This window comes from Aestuariicoccus sp. MJ-SS9 (genome assembly GCF_032586235.1).
GTDB lineage: Bacteria > Pseudomonadota > Alphaproteobacteria > Rhodobacterales > Rhodobacteraceae > Aestuariicoccus.
Map to the genome: position 1 here is coordinate 21,239 of NZ_JAWHTD010000024.1, position 14,846 is coordinate 36,084.

Consider the following 14,846-nt stretch of genomic DNA (forward strand, 5'->3'; position numbering starts at 1 on the left):
CAGCTTGCCAGCTTGCAGGTCTGGTCATATGATCTGACCAATTTCCTTTATTTGGTCGCGCTCATGCCCTTTCGCCCCGTTCAATCCGAAAAGCTGTCGAGCGCGGTGGTGCGCCAGATCGAGCAGTTGATTCTGCGCGGCGTCCTGCGCCCCGGCGAACGCCTGCCCTCGGAACGCGAGCTGTCGGACCGGCTGGGCGTGTCGCGGCCCAGCTTGCGCGAGGCGGTCGCCGAATTGCACGAACGCGGGCTTTTGACCAGCCGCGCGGGGGCGGGGATTTTTGTGGCGGATGTGCTTGGCTCGGCGTTTTCGGACGCGCTGGTCAAGCTCTTTTCGGACCATGACGAGGCGGTCTTCGACTACCTGTCGTTCCGCCGCGACATGGAGGGGCTGGCAGCCGAACGCGCGGCGTCGCTGGGCACCGAGACCGATCTGAAGGTGATCCAGTCGCTTTTTGACAAGATGGAAGCCGCCCATGCCAAGCGCAATCCGGCGGACGAGGCGCGGCTGGACGCGGATTTCCATCTCGCGATCATCGAGGCCAGCCATAACGTGATCATGCTGCACATGATGCGGTCGATGTATCAGCTGCTGCGCGAGGGCGTGTTCTACAACCGCCAGATCATGTTCAAGCAGCGCACGACGCGCAGCACGCTGCTGGACCAGCACCGCGCCATCAACGACGCGCTGCAGGCCCGCGATCCGAAAGCGGCGCGGGCCGCGGTCGAGGCGCATCTGAGCTTTGTCGAGGATGCGCTGCGCAAGGACCGCATCAACGAAAAGAACGAGGACATCGCGCGCCAGCGCTACGAACGGGTGCAGAACCGGGCGTGACGCGAGGGGGCGGTGCGCCGTGAAGGCGCACCCTACGGTGTCGCGAGAATTTTCAGAACATCACGCAGTCGGCGGCGGGCGGCAGCGGGTCGGACCCGGGCGGCAGGGTCGGCGTGTAATCGAAGGCGGCGATCCGCGCGCCGCTGTCGAACGCCACGAAAAGCTGGTTCGAGCCGGGACGGATCGCCACCCCCTCGGGATCGGTGCCGTATTCCAGCAGCGACGCGGTGGCCAGCAGCGTGCCCTCGGCGTCGAATTCGTAAAGGCTGTTGCTGCCTTCCCAATCGTCGACGATCAGCAGGTGGCCGGTGCGCGGGTCGCGGGCGATGCCCTGCGCCTCGGTCAGAGGCGGATCGAGCGTCAGCGTGTTGATCCGGCGCAGCAGCTGCCCATCCGGGGTGAACCAGCTGAGCCGCTCGGGGTCGTCCTCGACCGTGATGACGCTGCCGTCGGCGTCGATGGCGATGCCCTCGGTGTCGGCCCAGCCGTCTGAGACGCGGAACGGCTCGCCGAGCGCCTCGCCGTTCTTGGTCAGGCGCTGGAACGCACCCATGCCGTCGGCCACCAGCAGGTCGTTGCCCTCGAGCGAGATCGCCTTGATGCGGCGCAGATCAGACGAGATGCGCCGCAGTTCGAGGCCATCGAGCGTCACGAGAACCGCCTCGGGTCCCTCGTTGGCGATCCAGAGGCCGCAGAAGGCCGGATCGTAGTCGAGACTGGCCGGCCGGTTGAGCGCGTAGGTATTGGTCAGCCGCAGGTCCAGGGCGGCGGCCGGTGCCGCGAGAAGAAGGGCGATCAGGCAGGTTGTGCGCATGAGGGAAATCTAGCACGGCGCCAGCGCGCGGCCAGAGGGGAAATGCGCAGCGCCCCGGGGCGGACAACAAAAAACCCGGGCGCGAACGCCCGGGCAGTTGGTCACAAGACTGACTGGAAGGGAGGATGTCAGCCTTTGGAGAATTCGGGATAGGCCTCCATGCCCAGCTCGGACATGTCGAGACCGTTGATCTCTTCCTCTTCGCCGACACGGATGCCCATGGTGGACTTGAGGATGAACCACACGATCGCGGAGGCGACGATGGTAAAGATGCCCACGACCATGATCGAGTAGAGCTGAACCATCAGCGACGCGTCACCATTGGTCAGAACAACCGCGATGGTGCCCCAGATACCGGCGAAGAGGTGCACCGGGATCGCGCCGACGACGTCGTCGATCTTGAGCTTGTCGAGGAACGGCACTGCGAAGACCACGATCACACCGCCCACGGCACCGATCAGCGTGGCTGCGCCCAGCGACGGGGTCAGCGGCTCGGCGGTGATGGACACCAGACCGGCCAGTGCGCCGTTCAGCACCATTGTGAGGTCGGGCTTCTTGTACATCATCTGCGACAGGATCAGCGCGGCGATGGCACCACCGGCGGCAGCCGTGTTGGTGTTGGCGAAGATACGGCTTACGTCCGCAACGTCACCCACCGTGCCCATGGCCAGCTGCGAGCCGCCGTTGAAGCCGAACCAGCCGAGCCACAGGATGAACGTGCCCAGGGTTGCCAGCGCCAGGTTGGAGCCCGGGATCGGCACGGTGCGGCCTTCCTTGGAGTACTTGCCGATACGCGGCCCAAGGATAATGGCGCCGACCAGAGCGGCCCAGCCACCGACCGAGTGCACGACGGTCGAACCGGCGAAGTCGAGGAAGCCCATCTCGTCGAGGAAACCGCCGCCCCACTTCCAGCTGGCCTGCAGCGGGTAGATGATCGCGGTCAGCACGATGACGAAGATCAGGAAGGGCCACAGCTTGATGCGCTCGGCCAGGGTGCCCGACACGATCGAGGCGGTGGTCGCACAGAACATCAGCTGGAAGAAGAAGTCCGACCCGGTGGAGGCATAGCCGTAATCGTCGGCCGCATCCGCGGTCACGCCTACGGCTTCCAGAACGCCGGGGCCCCAGACGCCCGACAGGATGCCGTCGACGGACCAGGTGCCCAACGGATACATCAGGTTGTAGCCGATCAGGTAGTAGAAGATCGCGGCCAGCGAGAACAGCGAGATGTTCTTGGTCAGCTGCATGGTCACGTTCTTGGAACGCACCAGGCCGGCCTCGAGCATGGCAAAGCCCGCCGCCATCCAGAACACCAGGAAACCGCCGATCAGGAACAGCAGCGAGTTGAAGATGAAGACGCTGTCGGTCGAAGCGTTCACGCCGGGGACCGGGCCTTCGTCCTGCGCCAGACCCAGCGTCGGCAGCGCGATCAGCGCGGCAGCCGGGGCAAGTGTCTTAAGAAGTTTCATTTGTCCGTTTTCCCTTATGTCGCGCCGTTAGAGGGCGTCTGCATTGGTTTCGCCGGTACGCACACGCACGGCCTGTTCCACGTCGAGAACAAAGATCTTGCCATCGCCGATCTTGCCGGTCTGCGCTGTCTTGGTGATCGTCCCGACCACCTGGTCGGTCATCGATTCCGCCACGACGATTTCGAGTTTGATCTTGGGCACGAAGTTCACCGCGTATTCTGCACCGCGATAGATTTCCGTGTGGCCCGACTGCGAGCCGAAGCCCTTGATTTCAGTCACCATCATGCCGCGCACGCCAATGTCGGTCAGTGCTTCGCGCACCTCTTCGAGCTTGAACGGCTTGATCGTTGCAATGATCAGTTTCACCTTGGTCCCTTTCGACTGAGCAGGGACGCGCCCTGCGGTATGGGGGCAGAAAGAGCGCTTGGGACGCGGTTTGAAAGTCCGGCGGCCCGAAATTCACACTTCCGCCGGGGTTGTATGCATATTTTTTAAGCGATATATTTTTTTAGCGTAAAATTTGTGCAGCAATAATATCGTATCCGGGCGGCGCGGGCTGTCTACAACCGCCGCAAATCGGGCTATCGTGGCGAAAAGAGCAGTGTGCCGGGCAAAAAGAGCATGAGTGATTCACGTCCGCGAAAGGGCCGGCTTGTGGCCGACCGACGCTACCCCAAAAAGCCCGCGCCCCCCAAGGCGAAGGCGAAACCGAAGCGGCGCAAGACCGCGCGCCGGACCGCGCCGAAACGGCGGGGACTGATCGGCTATGTCACCGGTTTCTTCGGCTGGATTTTTCGCCTGATCTTTCGGCTGACCGCCTATGCCGCGACGGTTGTCGCGCTGATCGTGGCCGGGGCCGTGGCCTATTCCTATGCCGGTCTGCCCGAGTTCTCGGCCGTGCTGGACGGGCGCGCGAAAGGCTCGGTCACGCTTTTGGACCGCACCGGCGAGGTCTTTGCCCGGCGTGGCGACCAGTTCGGCGGCGCGGTGACCACCGACACGGTCTCGCCGCATCTGGTGGATGCGATCGTGGCGACCGAGGACAAGCGGTTCTATCGCCATCTCGGCGTCAGCCCGCGCGGCATCGCCTCGGCCATCCGGATCAACCTTGCCGAAGGGCGCGGGCCGCTGTCGGGCCATGGCGGGTCAACCATCACGCAACAGACCGCCAAGCTGTTGTGCCTGGGCGTGCAATACGACCCCGCCGAATGGGAGAACGAGGCCGCCTATGTCGCCGATTGCAGGCGCGGATCGCTGCGGCGCAAGATGGAGGAAGCCATCTATGCCCTTGCGATGGAGGCGAAATATTCCAAGGACGAAATCCTCTCGATCTACCTCAACCGCGCTTATATGGGCGGCGGCGCCTACGGGGCCGAGGCCGCCGCGCAGCGCTATTTCTCGAAACCCGCGGCGGCGCTGAATCCGGCCGAGGCGGCGATGCTGGCCGGGCTTCTGACCGCGCCGTCGTCGCTGGCGCCCACGGCGAACCTCAAGCGCAGCCAGGACCGTGCGGCGACGGTGCTGCGGCTGATGAACGAACAGGGCTACCTGTCGGACGCGGAAACCGCGCAATATCAGGCCGATCCGGCCACGCTCAGCCGCGCGGCGCAGGACAATTCGGGCGGCTATTTCGCAGATTGGGTGATCCGCTCGCTGCTGGGCCAGGGGGCCGAGGACGGCGCGACCGCCGAGGACGACAACCGCACCAGCTTTGCCGACGACATCCTGCGCGCGCTGGAAGAGGCCGAGCGCGACAAGGTGGTGCAGACCACGCTCGACCCCAGGATACAGACGATCGCCGAGGACGTGATGGAAGAGACCATCGCCGAGCTCAAGGAAGGGTCCAAGGCGCAGGCCGCCATCGTGGTGATGAGCGCCGACGGCGCGGTGCGCGCCATGGTCGGCGGGCGCGACGCCAAGGCGGCGGGCGGGTTCAACCGCGCCACCCAGGCGGTGCGGCAGACCGGATCGGCCTTCAAGCCCTTCATCTATGCCGCAGCACTCGACGTCGGGATGAGCCCGTTCGACATCGTCGTGGACGAACCCTTCTGCATGACGATCCCCGGGTCCGGGCAATGGTGCCCGGAAAACTACACCCGCGAATATGCCGGGCGGGTGACTCTGGCCGAGGCGCTGAAACGGTCGCTGAACATCCCGGCGGTCAAGATCAGCGAACGGGTCGGGCGGCCCACGGTGCAGGCCGTGGCCAGCCAGTTCGGCGTCGAAAGCACGCTGATCGACACACCGTCGCTGGCGCTTGGCGCGTCCGAGGCGTCTTTGCTGGAAATGACCGCCGCCTACGCCGGTTTCCTGGCCGAGGGCCATCGGGTGGAACCCTACGGCATCGCCGGCGATGCCGAGGCCGGGGTGCGCGAGCTGGTGGTGCGGCCCGAAACAGCGGGACAGCTGATCTGGATGCTGGAAAAGGTCGTGTCCGAGGGCACCGGGCGCCGCGCCGCGCTGGACGGCTGGCAGGCGGCGGGCAAGACCGGCACCAGCAACGAGCAGCGCGACGCCTGGTTCGTCGGCTTTACCGCCGACTACGTGGCAGGTGTGTGGATGGGCTATGACGACAACACGCCGCTTTCGGGCGTGACCGGCGGCGGCCTGCCGGCCAGCATGTGGCAGAAGGTGATGACCCGGGTGCACGAGGGCCTGTCGCCCCGTCCGCTGCCGATGATCCAGCCCATCCAACCGGTGCGCACGCCCGAGCCCCGGCAAGAGCGCCGCGAGCCCAGGCGCAACATCATCGACCAGATCCTGACCGACATCTTCGGGCCGCCGCGCAACTGATCCGGCGGGGCGCGGAACGCGGCGCTCTCAGCCCGCCTTTTTCAGATCCGCGATCATCGCGTCGATATCGCCACGATTGCGATCCAGCATCGCGCCGATCTCTTCCCGCTCGGTCAGCAGCATGTTGATCCCTTCGATATACATGTTGAAGAAGAGATCCTTGCCGGTCCGGTCCGACACGAAGAAGGTCACGTCGAACGGCGCTTCGCCCTTGAGATAGGCGATGGTCGTCACCTCGTAATGCCGCTTGACCTGCTTGACGTCCGCCACTTCCAGCCGCCCGCCGATGAATTCGCGGAACCGCTTGCCGTATTTGCGGGCGACGTAGGCGTTGAACGCTTTCGAAAAGGCGCGTTTCTGCGCGGCGGTGGCGCGGCGGCCATCGACACCCATTGCATAGGCCGCGACATAGGAGGTGTCGGAATACTGGCGGAAGATGCTTTCGAATTCGCGGATCATCCCGGCCTCGGACTTGCCGCTGTCGATCACAGCGTTGATCTCGGCCACCAGCCGGTCGACCATGGCGCGTGCCTGGCCTTCGGTCAGGGCGAACGACGGCAAGGGCGCCGCAGCGGCGACGGCAAGCGTCGCGCCACACGCCACAAAATTACGTCTGGTCAAAGAGTTCCGCATCAAAATCCCTCCGTATCCAGCGCGAAGGGGTCCTCGTCCTCGGCCGACATGGCCGTGTCGTCCCCCAGTTCGAACCGGCGGTTCTGCAAATAAATCAGCCGCAGCTGGGAATAGCTGTCGGCGCTCTCGTACAGGATGGAATCGACCGTCCCGGCAAAGCGGCCGCGTTCGGTCAGCGTGTCGCCGACCTTGGCGACCGTGTAGACATAGCGTTCGGGCGCGGGAACGATCGCGCCGAAGGGGTTGAGGAACAGATCCACCACCTCGCCCGCGGCGTCGCGTTCCGTCGAGGGGCCGAGCAGCGGCAGTTCCAGATACGCCCCCTCGGGCAGACCCCAGACAAAAAGCGTTTCGCCGAAATCGCTCTTATCCCGCGGCAGGCCCATGTCAGAGGCGACATCGGCCAGACCGGCGAAACCCAGCGTGGCGTTGATGGCAAAGCGGACCGTGTTGCGCGTGGCGTCGCCCAGCCGCCCCTGAAGCACCTGGTTGACCACGGTCTTGGGCAGCGATGCGGTGTCGGCAAGGTTGCTGACGTTGGTCTGAACGCCCTCAGTCACGGCGTCGACATAGGCCATCGCCACGGGCCGCAGGAACCGCGTGTCGGACCGCTTGCCGCGTTCGTGGCGGGCGCGGTTGGCGTCCTCGTAAGGGTCGAAAATGCCGTTCTCGACATCGCCCGGGCCGGGCACGGTACATGCCGATACAGCCACAAGCGCCAGCACGACTGCCCCGCGCGCCACATAACGATGAAAAAGCCCCCGCCTGCCCATTGGAAATCCTTCCCGGTCCTGTAAAACGGCTATGTAGTTGCTTTTAGTCAAAGGCCCAACCGGGAACCCAGTATAGACGCCGGCTGTGGCCTAACGGCGACATGATTTATCACACGGTCCACGGCTGCCAAGTATACCGCCGCAGGACCCGGGCAAGGAGAGCGGATCCACGCTCATGAGCACGCAAAACTTTGACAAGGGTCGCGAAGAACTGAAGGCGGCGCGGCGCGAAAGCCGCCCCTACTACTGGTTCGTCGGGATCTTCAGCTTTTTCGTCAACCTTCTGATGCTGACCGGCCCGCTTTACATGCTGCAGGTCTATGACCGGGTGCTGGGGTCGCGGTCGGTGGCGACGCTGATCGCGCTGTCGGTGCTGGTGGTGTTTCTTTACGGCATGATGGGCCTTCTGGACTATGTCCGGGGCCGGGTGATGGGACGGGTCGCGGCGCGCTTTCAGTCAAAGCTGGACACGCGGGTGTTCGACGCGGTGGTGCGCCGGTCGGCGGTGCAGCCAGACGAGCTGGCGGCGACGGGCCTGCGCGATCTGGAATCGGTGCAGCGGCTGATGTCGTCGCCGGTGCTGATGGCGATCTTCGACATTCCCTGGACGCCGGTCTTTCTTTTCGGGATCGCGCTCTTTCATCCGTGGCTGGGCTATCTGGCGATCGCTGGCGGGTCGGTTCTGATCTTCGTGACGATCATCAACCAGTGGGTCACGCGCAATCCGACGCTGAAGTCGAACATCGCGGTGTTCCAGTCCGAAAAGATCTCGGACCAGATTCGCAACGAATCCGAGATGGTGCAGGCGATGGGAATGCGCGGCGCGGCGTTTCAGCGCTGGTCGGGGGCGCGCGATGCCTCGCTGAAAGGGCAGATCGCTGCGGCGGACCTTCTGGGGACGTTCACCACCACCACGCGGACCTTCCGGCTGCTGCTGCAATCGGCGATGCTGGGGCTGGGGGCCTATCTGGTGCTGCAGAACGAACTGACGCCCGGCGCGATGATCGCGGGGTCGATCCTGATGGGCCGGGCGCTGGCGCCGATCGAACTGGCCATCGGCCAGTGGCAGATGGTGCAGCGCGCGCGCAAGGGCTGGGATAACCTCGCCCAACTGCTGTCCGAGGTGCCGCCGGAACCGCCGCGCACCCCGCTGCCGCGCCCGCAGGCCAAGCTGGACGTGCAGCAGTTGACCGTGGTGCCGCCGGGCGAGCAACAGGCGGCGCTGCGCATCGTGTCGTTCAACGTGCTGCCGGGGCAGGCCGTGGGCGTGATCGGCCCATCGGGCGCGGGCAAGTCGACACTGGCACGCACGCTGACCGGCGTCTGGCGTCCGGCGGGCGGCAAGGTCCGGCTGGATGGCGCGTCGCTCGATCAATACGGGCCGGACGTGCTGGGCCAGCACATCGGCTATCTGCCGCAGCGGGTGACGCTCTTTGACGGGACCATCGCCGAGAACATCGCCCGCCTGTCGCCGCAGCCCGATGCCGAGGCCGTCGTCGCGGCGGCCAAGAAGGCCGCGGCTCATGACATGATCCTCAAGCTGCCCGATGGCTACGACACCAAGGTCACCGCCGCGGGCGGGCGGCTGTCGGGCGGGCAGATGCAGCGCATCGGCCTGGCGCGGGCGCTTTACGGCGATCCGGTGCTTTTGGTGCTGGACGAGCCCAATTCGAACCTCGACAACGAAGGCTCGGAAGCGGTGAACAAGGCCATTCGCGGCATGAAGGAGCAGGGCAAATCCGTGCTGATCATGGCCCACCGCCCCGCCGCCATCAAGGAATGCGACATGCTGCTGATGCTCGAGGGCGGCAGCCGCGCCGCCTTTGGGCCGAAGGACGAAGTGCTGGCCAAGATGGTCAAGAACCACCAGCAGATCCAGCAGGCGGTGACGCCGGGGGGCGTGCGATGAGCAGCAAAAGCGACTTTCCGATCAAGGCCCCGATGACTGTGGGGATCCTCGCGCTCAGCATTCTGGTGGGCGGCTTTGGGTATTGGGCGGCGACCACCAATATCTCGGGGGCGATCATCGCTTCGGGGCAGATCGAGGTGGATCAGAACCGCCAGATCGTGCAGCATCCCGATGGCGGGGTCGTGGCCGAGATTCTGGTCGACGAAGGTGACGCCGTGGAGGCCGGGCAACCGCTGATCCGGCTCGACCCCAACCTGGTGCAATCCGAGCTGACCATCACCGAAGGGCAGTATTTCGAGCTCATGGCCCGCCGCGCGCGGCTTCAGGCGGAACGCGACGACGCCGAAGAGATCGTCTTTCCCGAAGAGCTTCTGGCCCGCGCCGACACCGACGCCGAGGTGGCCGAACTGATTGAAGGCCAGCGCAACCTGTTTCTGGCGCGGCTCGATACACTGCGGCGCGAGACCGAGCAGCTGAGCAAGCGGCGCGACCAGATCGGCGACCAAGTGCGCGGGATCGAGGCGCAACAGGCCGCGCTGGTGACCCAGCTCGAGCTGATCGAGAAAGAGCTGACCGACCAGCAATCCCTGCTGGATCGCGGGCTGGCGCAGGCCAGCCGGGTGCTGGGCCTGCAGCGCGAAGAGGCGCGGCTTTCGGGCACCGTGGGCGAGCTGACGGCGCAGAAGGCGCAGGCCGAAGGCCGCATGACCGAGATCGACATCGAGATCCTCAAGCTGGACACACGGCGGCGCGAAGAGGCGATCACCACCCTGCGCGACCTGCAGTTCCGCGAACGCGAACTGGCCGAACAGCGCCGCGCGTTGAAAGAGCGGCTGACGCGCATGGACATCACCGCGCCGGTGTCGGGCGTGGTCTACGGCCTGACGGTGTTCACGCCGCGCTCGGTCATCCGGCCGGCCGACCCGGTGATGTACCTGGTCCCCCAGGACCGCCCGCTGGTCATCGCCGCGCAGGTGCTGCCGATCCACATCGACCAGCTGTTCCTGGATCAGGAGGTGTCGCTGCGGTTCTCGGCGCTGGATCAGCGCCAGACGCCGGAATTGTTCGGGCAAGTGGTGCAGATCTCGGCCGATGCGTTCCAGGACGAAAGCACCCGTGTGAGCTATTACCGCGCCGAGATCGTGCTTTCGGAAGGCGAGATCGACCGTCTGCCCGAAGGCACCACGCTGATCCCCGGGATGCCGGTCGAGGCGTTCATCCGCACCCAGGACCGCACCCCGCTGGCCTATCTGGTGAAACCTTTCACCGACTATTTCGCCAAGGCGTTCCGCGAAAGCTGAGGCTGATCCGAAGGGGCGCTTGCGCGCACAGGATTTGGCGGAACCCGCCTTTGGCCGGTTCCGCCGGCGGGTGCGAATGGCCGACGGACGAAACCTGTTCGAATGGGCTTTTCATTTGGCAGGCCCATGGCTAGCGTCGGCGCGAAACCGTGGAAGGATGCGACATGACGAACGCCATTGAAACCCGCCTGACAGAGCTTGGCCTGACCCTGCCCGACGCCCCCGCGCCGGCGGCGAATTACGTGCCTTATGTGCGCTCGGGCGATCTTTTGTTCGTGTCCGGGCAGGTCAGCATGAAAGACGGCGCCTTTGTCACCGGCAAGCTGGGCGGCGATCTGAGCGTCGAGGAGGGGGCAGCGGCCGCGAAAGGCTGCGCGCTGAGTCTGCTGGCACAGGTGCGTGCGGCCTGCGAGGGCGATCTGATGCGGCTCAAGCGGGTGGTCAAGCTGACGGGCTTCGTCAATTCCGTGCCCGATTTCACCGATCAGCCCAAGGTGATCAACGGCGCCTCGGACGTACTGGTCGAGATCCTCGGCGATGCCGGGCGGCATTCGCGGTCGGCGGTGTCGGCGGGCGCGCTGCCCTTCAACGTCGCCGTCGAGATCGAGGGTATTTTCGAGATCCAATGAGGGTTCCGCTGCCGCAGCCGTTTCTGGACCGGCCCATCGCGCATCGGGGCTATCATGGCCCGCATGCGCCGGAAAACTCGCGCGCGGCCTTTCGGCGTGCGATCGAGGCGGGCTATCCGATCGAGATGGATTTGCAGCTAAGCGCCGACGGCCATGCCAAGGTGTTCCACGATTACCATCTGGACCGCCTGACCAGCGCCTCGGGCGCGGTCCGCCAGCGCGCGGCGGCGGAACTGGCCGCCATCCCGCTGGTGGGCGGCAGCGAGGGCATCCCGCCGTTCAAAGAGGTGCTGGATCTGGTCGCGGGCCAGGTGCCGCTGCTGATCGAGCTCAAGGATCAGGACGGCGCGATGGGCCCGGATGTCGGCCCGCTGGAGACCGCGGTGGCGGCGGCGCTGGCGGGCTATGAGGGACCGGTTGCGCTAATGTCGTTCAACCCGCATTCGGTGGCCGAATGCGCACGGTTGCTGCCGGAGGTGCCGCGCGGGCTGGTGACCGATGCTTTCACCGCGACAAGCTGGCCGAACGTACCCGAACCCGTGCGCGACCGGCTGCGCGGCATTCCCGATGCGGACCGGGTCGAGGCCTCGTTCATCAGCCACGACGCGCGCGATCTGGGCCGCCCCCGGGTGGCCGAGCTCAAGGCGCGGGGGCTGACGATTCTGTGCTGGACCATCCGGTCGCCCGAGGCCGAGGCGCAGGCCCGGCGGGTGGCGCAGAATGTGACATTCGAGGGCTACGCCGCTTGAAGCGGCGCGGGACGGGCCCACATAGCACGGGGCAAGGGGGCGCGCATGACCGACCAGAGCCCGGACAAGACCATCGCCATCAACGTGTTATCCTCTCTCGACCAGGTGACGGCCGAGGATTGGGATGCTTGCGCCTGTCCCGAGGCGGCGGGTGGCGGGCGGCCGCATGACCCCTTCACGACGCACCGCTTTCTCAAGGCGCTTGAAGACTCGCGGTCGGTCGGCACCGGCACCGGCTGGGATCCGCGCTATCTGGTGGCCGAGATGGACGGCAAGGTCATCGCCGTCGCGCCGATGTACGGCAAGAGCCACAGTCAGGGCGAATATATCTTCGATCACAACTGGGCCCATGCCTATGAGCGCGCGGGCGGGCGGTATTACCCCAAGCTGCAGATCGCCGTGCCCTTTACCCCGGCCACCGGGCGGCGCTTTCTGACCCGTCCGGGGTTTGAGGCGACGGGCATGTCGGCGCTGATCCAGGGCGCGGTGCAGGTCGCCGCCGAGGCGCGGCTGTCATCGCTGCACGCCACCTTCTGCACCGAGGCCGAGGCCATCGCGGGCGCCGAGATGGGGCTGATGCGGCGCGTCACTCAGCAATTCCACTGGATCAACCGCGATTACGCGGATTTCGACGCCTTCCTGGCGTCGCTGTCCTCGCGCAAGCGCAAGAACATCCGCAAGGAACGCGCCCGCGCGCAGGATTTCGGCGGCACCATCCGCACCCTGACCGGCGATGAGATCAAGCCAGAGCACTGGGATGCGTTCTGGGTCTTTTATCAGGACACCGGGGCGCGGAAATGGGGCTCTCCGTACCTGACCCGCTGGTTCTTTGACATCGCGCAAGAGGTGTTGCGCGACGACATGGCGCTGGTGATGGCCGAGCGCGATGGGCAATACGTGGCCGGGGCGCTGAACTTTATCGGGCGGGATGTGCTTTATGGCCGCTATTGGGGCTGTATCGAGGATCACCCCTGCCTGCATTTCGAAGCGTGCTATTATCAGGCCATCGACTTTGCCATCGCCGAGGGGCTGGCGCGGGTCGAGGCCGGGGCGCAGGGCGAACACAAACTTGCGCGCGGCTATCTGCCGGTGCAGACCCATTCGCTGCACTGGGTCGCCGATCCAGGCTTTGCCGACGCCATCGCGCGCTATCTCGAGGCCGAGCGCGACGCGGTGGACCAGGATATCGAGATCCTGACGCAATACGGCCCCTTCCGAAAGGAAACCAGAGAGGAACAGCAATGACCGAGAAACTGTCAGACACCGCGCGCAAGACCATGCTGGAGCCGCTGTTCGCCAACGGCTGGGCCATGACCGAGGGGCGCGACGCGATCAACAAGACCTACGTCTTCGGCGACTTCACCGAGGCGTTCGCCTGGATGACCCGCGCCGCGTTTTACGCTGAAAAGTGGAACCACCATCCGGAATGGTCGAATGTCTACAAGACCGTCGAGGTGACGCTGACCACGCATGACGTGGGCGGGCTGTCGGCGCTCGACGCCAAGCTGGCGCGGAAGATGGATACGCTCTGAGCCGCGCGGTTATTTCGTCATCCGCCCGCCCGGCACCAGCGACGGGTCGGCGACGCCCAACGTCGCGAACGGCTCTTTCTGCAATCCGATGCGGGCGCAGACCGCCTCGGACGGCGCATTGCCCGGCTCCACCCCTGTAAAGAAGGTGGTGAAGCCGTGCCGTGCCCGCATCTCTAGCAACGCCTCGGCCCCCAGCCGCAAGGACAGCCGGTGCCCGCGCCAGCGCTCTGCCGTGGCGAGCATGCCCCACCAGCATTCCGTCGCGCCGTGCGGGTGGCCGGGGTGCAGATAGGCCGCTGCCGCGGCGCAAGAAGCGACGCTGCCGTCCTCCGCCACCGCGATACGGGTCAGCCCCGGGCGCAGGCAACCGGTCAGAACCTCCAGGCTGGGCGGCAGCACCGCACAGGACAGAGCGGTCTCGGCGAAAGCGTCGAGCACCGGGCGGGGCGTTTCCGGGGTTAGCCACATCGCAGTCAGGCCCGGCGGCAGGGATGTCTCTTCGACGATCCGCCGCGCGGCGCGGATCGCGTCTTCGGCCCCGACCCAGCGCGCATAGACAGCCGGTGTCAGCTCCGCCGCCTCGGTCGCCGCGACAAGCTCGGGCAGGATGTCGTCGGGCAGACGGCTGATGTTGGAATTGCCCTGCAGCCGTGCCAGCGCCGCCAGCCGCGCGATACCGCCATCGCCGGGCGTGGCCAGACCGACCGTGCGCCCGTAATAGGTATAGCCCGGCTCGTCCTTGAGAATTTCGAACAAGGCGCGGCCCCGGCGCAGCAGGGCGCGCTGTTCGGGCGATCCGAAATAGGGGTCATCCGTCCGATCCGTCATGACAAAGGATCGCATGACACGGACGTGCGGGCCAAGAAAAAAGGCAAGACCGCATCGGCGGCCCCGCCTTTGGTCTGGCCGGGTGTTCCCAATTACATGGCGGCCAGCAGCGCCTCTCCGGCGGTGGCTTCGCAGACGCCGCGCCCCAGCTCTTCGTGGAACAGCACGACCTTGCCGTCCTCGACCAGCATCGCATAGCGCTGAGAGCGGCCGTGCAAACCAGCCGGCGGGGCGTCGAAATCCATGCCGATCGCCTTGGTGAAGGCGCTTCCCGGATCGGCCAGCATGGTGATGCCCGCGTCGGTGGCGCCGGTGGTTTCGCCCCAGACCTTCATCACGAAGGGATCGTTGACCGACAGGCAGATGATCTCGTCCACGCCTTTGGCGTCGAACTGATCCTTGGTGCGGATGAAGCTCGGCACATGGGCCGAATCGCAGGTCGGCGTAAACGCGCCCGGAACGGCGAAAAGCACCACCTTGCGGCCTGCAAGGCGCGGCGCAAGCGACACCTCCTTGGGGCCGTTTTCACCGATCTGCAACAAGGTGGCGTCGGGCAAGGTGTCGCCAGCGGAAATGGCCATA

The 14,846-nt window shown here is 65.7% G+C and carries 15 protein-coding genes; 8 read left to right on the plus strand and 7 right to left on the minus strand.

The window, feature by feature from the left end:
- Positions 1-63 precede the first annotated feature (63 nt).
- Positions 64-834 carry a FadR/GntR family transcriptional regulator gene (locus RXV88_RS15130; protein ID WP_316294329.1) on the plus strand — a complete coding sequence of 257 codons (771 nt, stop codon included), beginning with the start codon at positions 64-66 and terminating at the stop codon, positions 832-834.
- Positions 835-886: 52 nt separating this feature from the next.
- On the opposite strand, the gene RXV88_RS15135 is transcribed toward RXV88_RS15130, so the two are convergent.
- From RXV88_RS15135 to RXV88_RS15145, 3 genes are all read right to left on the minus strand, one after another.
- The gene (locus tag RXV88_RS15135; RefSeq protein ID WP_316294330.1) at positions 887-1,648 is read right to left on the minus strand and encodes a hypothetical protein; all 762 of its coding nucleotides are present in this window, start codon (positions 1,646-1,648) and stop codon (positions 887-889) included.
- 128 nt (positions 1,649-1,776) lie between these two features.
- Positions 1,777-3,117 (minus strand): ammonium transporter, encoded by a 1,341-nt coding sequence (locus tag RXV88_RS15140; RefSeq protein WP_316294331.1) that lies wholly within the window; start codon positions 3,115-3,117, stop codon positions 1,777-1,779.
- Between the two features lie 27 nt (positions 3,118-3,144).
- Positions 3,145-3,483 carry a P-II family nitrogen regulator gene (locus tag RXV88_RS15145; RefSeq protein ID WP_316294332.1) on the minus strand — a complete coding sequence of 113 codons (339 nt, stop codon included), beginning with the start codon at positions 3,481-3,483 and terminating at the stop codon, positions 3,145-3,147.
- A 255-nt stretch (positions 3,484-3,738) separates the two neighbouring features.
- On the opposite strand from RXV88_RS15145, the gene RXV88_RS15150 reads away from it, so the two are divergent.
- Positions 3,739-5,910 (plus strand): transglycosylase domain-containing protein, encoded by a 2,172-nt coding sequence (locus RXV88_RS15150; protein WP_316294333.1) that lies wholly within the window; start codon positions 3,739-3,741, stop codon positions 5,908-5,910.
- A 27-nt stretch (positions 5,911-5,937) separates the two neighbouring features.
- Here RXV88_RS15150 and RXV88_RS15155 read toward each other — a convergent pair whose 3' ends face one another.
- Positions 5,938-6,531, minus strand: coding sequence for an ABC transporter substrate-binding protein (locus RXV88_RS15155; RefSeq protein WP_316294334.1), 594 nt, complete (start codon positions 6,529-6,531; stop codon positions 5,938-5,940).
- A gap of 11 nt (positions 6,532-6,542) precedes the next feature.
- A complete protein-coding gene (locus RXV88_RS15160) occupies positions 6,543-7,286 on the minus strand; it encodes a VacJ family lipoprotein (RefSeq protein WP_316294335.1) in 744 nt (247 codons plus the stop codon).
- Between the two features lie 205 nt (positions 7,287-7,491).
- Here RXV88_RS15160 and RXV88_RS15165 point away from each other — a divergent pair, with 205 nt between their 5' ends.
- From RXV88_RS15165 to RXV88_RS15190, 6 genes are all read left to right on the plus strand, one after another.
- Positions 7,492-9,225 carry a type I secretion system permease/ATPase gene (locus RXV88_RS15165; RefSeq protein WP_316294336.1) on the plus strand — a complete coding sequence of 578 codons (1,734 nt, stop codon included), beginning with the start codon at positions 7,492-7,494 and terminating at the stop codon, positions 9,223-9,225.
- Entirely contained in the window at positions 9,222-10,526 is a 1,305-nt protein-coding gene (locus RXV88_RS15170) for an HlyD family type I secretion periplasmic adaptor subunit (protein ID WP_316294337.1), read from the plus strand. Before RXV88_RS15165 ends, RXV88_RS15170 begins: the two co-directional genes overlap by 4 nt.
- Before the next feature lie 164 nt (positions 10,527-10,690).
- Entirely contained in the window at positions 10,691-11,155 is a 465-nt protein-coding gene (locus tag RXV88_RS15175; protein WP_316294338.1) for a RidA family protein, read from the plus strand.
- Entirely contained in the window at positions 11,152-11,904 is a 753-nt protein-coding gene (locus RXV88_RS15180; RefSeq protein WP_316294339.1) for a glycerophosphodiester phosphodiesterase family protein, read from the plus strand. The genes RXV88_RS15175 and RXV88_RS15180 overlap by 4 nt, the downstream gene beginning before the upstream one ends.
- Before the next feature lie 45 nt (positions 11,905-11,949).
- Positions 11,950-13,149 carry a GNAT family N-acetyltransferase gene (locus tag RXV88_RS15185; RefSeq protein ID WP_316294340.1) on the plus strand — a complete coding sequence of 400 codons (1,200 nt, stop codon included), beginning with the start codon at positions 11,950-11,952 and terminating at the stop codon, positions 13,147-13,149.
- The gene (locus RXV88_RS15190) at positions 13,146-13,436 is read left to right on the plus strand and encodes a 4a-hydroxytetrahydrobiopterin dehydratase (RefSeq protein WP_316294341.1); all 291 of its coding nucleotides are present in this window, start codon (positions 13,146-13,148) and stop codon (positions 13,434-13,436) included. The genes RXV88_RS15185 and RXV88_RS15190 overlap by 4 nt, the downstream gene beginning before the upstream one ends.
- A gap of 9 nt (positions 13,437-13,445) precedes the next feature.
- On the opposite strand, the gene RXV88_RS15195 is transcribed toward RXV88_RS15190, so the two are convergent.
- Both RXV88_RS15195 and RXV88_RS15200 read right to left on the minus strand, forming a co-directional pair.
- Positions 13,446-14,264 carry an N-acetyltransferase gene (locus RXV88_RS15195; RefSeq protein WP_316294342.1) on the minus strand — a complete coding sequence of 273 codons (819 nt, stop codon included), beginning with the start codon at positions 14,262-14,264 and terminating at the stop codon, positions 13,446-13,448.
- A gap of 92 nt (positions 14,265-14,356) precedes the next feature.
- Positions 14,357-14,845, minus strand: coding sequence for a peroxiredoxin (locus tag RXV88_RS15200; RefSeq protein WP_316294343.1), 489 nt, complete (start codon positions 14,843-14,845; stop codon positions 14,357-14,359).
- Position 14,846 lies beyond the last annotated feature (1 nt).

Excerpts from the sequence above, each read along its gene's own strand:
- RXV88_RS15130 (WP_316294329.1), top strand. The coding sequence starts at position 64 with ATGCCCTTTCGCCCCGTTCAATCCGAAAAGCTGTCGAGCGCGGTGGTG.
- RXV88_RS15135 (WP_316294330.1), bottom strand. The coding sequence starts at position 1,648 with ATGCGCACAACCTGCCTGATCGCCCTTCTTCTCGCGGCACCGGCCGCC.
- RXV88_RS15140 (WP_316294331.1), bottom strand. The coding sequence starts at position 3,117 with ATGAAACTTCTTAAGACACTTGCCCCGGCTGCCGCGCTGATCGCGCTG.
- RXV88_RS15150 (WP_316294333.1), top strand. The coding sequence starts at position 3,739 with ATGAGTGATTCACGTCCGCGAAAGGGCCGGCTTGTGGCCGACCGACGC.
- RXV88_RS15165 (WP_316294336.1), top strand. The coding sequence starts at position 7,492 with ATGAGCACGCAAAACTTTGACAAGGGTCGCGAAGAACTGAAGGCGGCG.
- RXV88_RS15170 (WP_316294337.1), top strand. The coding sequence starts at position 9,222 with ATGAGCAGCAAAAGCGACTTTCCGATCAAGGCCCCGATGACTGTGGGG.
- RXV88_RS15175 (WP_316294338.1), top strand. The coding sequence starts at position 10,691 with ATGACGAACGCCATTGAAACCCGCCTGACAGAGCTTGGCCTGACCCTG.
- RXV88_RS15180 (WP_316294339.1), top strand. The coding sequence starts at position 11,152 with ATGAGGGTTCCGCTGCCGCAGCCGTTTCTGGACCGGCCCATCGCGCAT.
- RXV88_RS15185 (WP_316294340.1), top strand. The coding sequence starts at position 11,950 with ATGACCGACCAGAGCCCGGACAAGACCATCGCCATCAACGTGTTATCC.
- RXV88_RS15190 (WP_316294341.1), top strand. The coding sequence starts at position 13,146 with ATGACCGAGAAACTGTCAGACACCGCGCGCAAGACCATGCTGGAGCCG.
- RXV88_RS15195 (WP_316294342.1), bottom strand. The coding sequence starts at position 14,264 with ATGACGGATCGGACGGATGACCCCTATTTCGGATCGCCCGAACAGCGC.
- RXV88_RS15200 (WP_316294343.1), bottom strand. The coding sequence starts at position 14,845 with ATGGCCATTTCCGCTGGCGACACCTTGCCCGACGCCACCTTGTTGCAG.